The following is a 1,431-nucleotide window of genomic DNA, read 5'->3' as shown; positions in this document are numbered from 1 at the left end:
GGGTGACCCTCGCGGTGGTCACCGGGACGCCGGCGGAGCTGGCGCCGCTGGCCCGGCTGGTCCTGGCGCAGCTGTGCGGCGGCCTGCGGCAGGCGTTCCCGACCGCGGCGTGGCCCCGGGTCCGGGTGGTGTGCGACGAGACCGGCGCGCTGGCGGCCGCGGCGGGCGTGCCCTCGGTCAGCGACGAGACCGAGACCGCTGTCCGGGTCGAGGGCGGGCGGGTCGTGGCGCGGGCCGAGGGGACGGGCGCCGGTCACGCCGTCAGCGCCGGGGCGCGGGTGCGGACCTAGGCGCGGGCGCGGATCCGGTGGCGGAAGCGGACCCGGTGGCGGACGCCGACCTGGGCGTGGGTGCGGACCTGGTGGCGGACGCGGCCGGACGGCGTTCCAGCACCTTGCGGAAGTCGGCCGGGATCGGGGTGCTGCGCAGCTCGGGGGTGCCGAAGGAGACGTACCGGTTCCAGCCCGTCGCGACCGGCGTGCCGTCGACGTCCGCGTCGAAGCCCATGGTCAACGTGGTGGTGCCGAGCGTGCGCACCCGCACCGCGATCCGCAGCAGGTCGTCGAACCGGGCCGGGTTCAGGTACCGGATCGACGTCTCCGCCATCACGAAGTCGATGCCGTGCTTCTCCAGCTCCTTGTAGGAGCCCAGCAACGACCGCAGCGTCTCCACCATCGCGGCCTCGAAGAAGACCGCGTAGCGCGAGGCGTGCACGATCCCCTGCCGGTCGCAGTCGACCGGGCGCACCCGCAGCCGGTGCACGTGGGCAGGTCGCGCGTCAGCCATGCCGGCGATCCTATGGGGTCGCCGGGACGGCGTGCCCGACCCTCGACGTGATTGCTCCGAGCGCCGCACCCACCAGTTGGCCGGCCGCGACGAGCAGGATCACCGCCCCGGGCCGCCACGCGGTCAGCAACGCGCCACCGGCCGCCGCGCCCACCGCGAACGCGCCGATCTTCACGCTCGCGCCCGTCGTCGAGACCTGCCCGAGCAGCGGACCGGGCGTGTAGCGCTGACGCGCGGTGATCGTGGCGGTCAGGGTCGGCCCCTGCGCCACCCCGCTGACCAGCGCCAGTCCGAGCAGCACGGTGAAGTGCGGGGTGAGCGGCCACAGCGCGAGCGTCACCCCGTACAGCGCGACCGTCGTGAACACCACCCGCTCCGGGCGCCAGCGGTGCAGCCACCGGCGCACCGCCAGGATGCTCGCCACGCACCCCACCTCGATCGCGGCCCACACGATCCCGGCCCGGTTGCCGTCCACGCCCAGCGCGGCGAGGTGCAGCGGCAGCGCCGTGGTCAGCATGCCGATCGACCCGTAGCCGACCGCGGACGCGACGGTCGCGCCGCGCAACGGCGCGGTGGTGGCCAGGTGGCGCAGAGATCGGAAGAGCGTCGGGGAGGGAAAGAGTGTGGACCAGCAGGTGTCGGTCG

General features: G+C 75.0%; 2 protein-coding genes and 1 pseudogene. 1 reads left to right on the top strand and 2 read right to left on the bottom strand.

Annotation, left to right across the window (positions count from 1 at the left end; genetic code table 11):
• Positions 1-290: pseudogene (locus AB0G02_RS40155) on the top strand (TetR/AcrR family transcriptional regulator); the annotation flags it as partial.
• On the opposite strand, the gene AB0G02_RS40150 reads toward AB0G02_RS40155, so the two are convergent.
• Positions 262-786, bottom strand: a complete 525-nt coding sequence (locus AB0G02_RS40150; protein ID WP_360805769.1) for a thioesterase family protein — start codon at positions 784-786, stop codon at positions 262-264. The pseudogene AB0G02_RS40155 and the gene AB0G02_RS40150 overlap by 29 nt on opposite strands.
• Positions 787-796: 10 nt before the next feature.
• A partial coding sequence (locus AB0G02_RS40145; protein ID WP_360805766.1) for an MFS transporter occupies positions 797-1,431 on the bottom strand: 635 nt, incomplete at its 5' end.

Source organism: Actinosynnema sp. NPDC023658 (genome assembly GCF_040639995.1).
GTDB lineage: Bacteria > Actinomycetota > Actinomycetes > Mycobacteriales > Pseudonocardiaceae > Actinosynnema.
The sequence above is the reverse complement of the archived record's forward strand: the minus strand, read 5'-3'. Positions and strand labels throughout refer to the sequence as shown.